Origin of the sequence: Streptomyces torulosus, from assembly GCF_001419765.1 — a bacterium.
In the GTDB taxonomy this organism is placed as follows: domain Bacteria; phylum Actinomycetota; class Actinomycetes; order Streptomycetales; family Streptomycetaceae; genus Streptomyces; species Streptomyces torulosus.
The window spans coordinates 1-1,640 of the sequence record NZ_LIRK01000225.1 but is presented as its reverse complement, the minus strand read 5'-3'; the positions used below and the strand labels follow the sequence as shown (position 1 = coordinate 1,640).

2 protein-coding genes and 1 pseudogene are annotated in these 1,640 nt (G+C 70.4%); 2 read left to right on the top strand and 1 reads right to left on the bottom strand.

Annotated elements, in window-relative coordinates; translation table 11 throughout:
- Nucleotides 1-168 (top strand): annotated as a pseudogene (locus tag AOK23_RS49795) (peptidyl-tRNA hydrolase); the annotation flags it as partial.
- A 16-nt stretch (nt 169-184) separates the two neighbouring features.
- On the opposite strand, the gene AOK23_RS16290 reads toward AOK23_RS49795, so the two are convergent.
- Complete coding sequence (locus AOK23_RS16290; RefSeq protein WP_055713435.1) at nt 185-628, bottom strand: hypothetical protein; 444 nt, start codon at nt 626-628, stop codon at nt 185-187.
- A 151-nt stretch (nt 629-779) separates the two neighbouring features.
- Between AOK23_RS16290 and AOK23_RS16285 the strand changes: the two genes are divergently transcribed.
- Nucleotides 780-1,388, top strand: coding sequence for a DUF4142 domain-containing protein (locus AOK23_RS16285; RefSeq protein ID WP_055713434.1), 609 nt, complete (start codon nt 780-782; stop codon nt 1,386-1,388).
- Nucleotides 1,389-1,640: the final 252 nt, after the last annotated feature.

Sequence of the window (1,640 nt, the reverse complement as noted above, 5' to 3'; positions counted from 1 at the left end):
CCCGGAGGTGGTGAGGCCGGGCCAGCGGGCGGGGTCGGCGGTGCGGACGGCGAGGGGGAACCCGGCCTCACCACCTCCGGGCTCCCCCTGGTCCGCGACGCGGGCTTCACGGAGATCGCCCCGGGCTCCTGCACGGTGGTCGCGGACCATCCGGCCCTGCGCGGCTGAACCCGGCCCGTGCCCGTCAGTTGTCGAACCACACCACCAACCTGACGTTCTCCCCGCCGTGCAGACCGGCCAGGGTCCGCATCACCGTCCAGACCGGCTCCCAGTCGTCCGGGACCGCCTCGCGTCGGGTCATCGGCGGCTCGGGGGCGCGTTCCTCCCAGTCGGCGTCGGCCAGTTCGGGCCAGCCGATCCAGGTGGCGCTGTGGGCGCCGACCCATTCGTCGTACGGGCGCCGGGTCTCGGCCGCCACGTCGGCGGGCAGTCCGCGCCCCTCGGCGAGCGGCCGGAACCCGGCGTGGTTCCGTACGCCGAAGAGGCAGCCGAAGGCGGTGTAGGACCGTCCGGCGTACAGGAAGTCCAGGTCGACCGCGGCTTCCCAGCCGGTGTACTCGTCGTCGAAGTCGTCGGCGAAGCCGAAGGTCGCGCGGCACTCGACGTGCCCGTGGATGTCCGCCCCCATGAGCGGATCCTTCCCGACGCAGGGGCCCCGCCGCCAAGCTTTTCGGCGACTGTGCGCCGCCGTTGAACAGCATGACGATCGCGTACGTATCTCCCTGCACTGGCCAAGCAACTGCCCCAACGACCAGTTGGCATTACCCGGGAGGCTCATTTTGCGGCGTATCAATGGCTCGGTCATCGCCAGCCTGGCGCTCGTCGTCACCGTCGGAGCGCTTGCGTTCCCCGTCTGGTCCTACGCCGACCGCTCGGGCACTGCTCAGGCCAATATGGCGGCGGGCACGGTCAACACCCAGTGGGGGCCGCTGACGGCCTCCGACCGTGACCTGATCATCAGGGTGCGGCTGGCGGGACTGTGGGAGCTGCCGGCCGCCGAGCAGGCGATGCAGCGGTCGAAGAGCCCGGCCGTCAAGGAGGCCGCGGACCATCTGATCGTGGGTCACAAGGACCTCGACCAGCGGGTGCGGGCCGTGGCGGAGCAGCTGAACGTCGAACTGCCGAACCAGCCGAACGCCCAGCAGCAGGGCTTCCTGCAGCAGATGTCCAACGCCACCGACGACCAGTACGACCGCGTCTGGGCGAACCTGCTGCGCTCGGCCCACGGCAAGATCTTCCCGGCCATCGGCACGGTGCGGAACATGACCGAGAACACGCTGGTGCGCCAGCTGGCCTCGGACACCAACCAGACCGTGCTCGACCACATCACGATGCTGGAGAAGACCGGCCAGGTCGACTTCGACGCCATCGCCAACGGCACGATCTGACGCCGCCCGCGGTACGTACGTGCCCGTGGCCCTGGGCCCGCCGCCCGAGCGGCGGGGTCCGGACGGCCCCCACCCCCACTCCACGCCCAGCAAGACTTCAGTCCCCAACGACCAGTTGGTTTCCTCCGGGAGGCACCTTTGCGACGCTCCAAGGGCTCTGTCCTCGTCGCCGTGGCGATCGTCGGCACAGTCAGTGCGGTCGCCTACCCCGTGTTCTACTCGTACCCCAACCGCAACGCGGCGGCCGCCGCG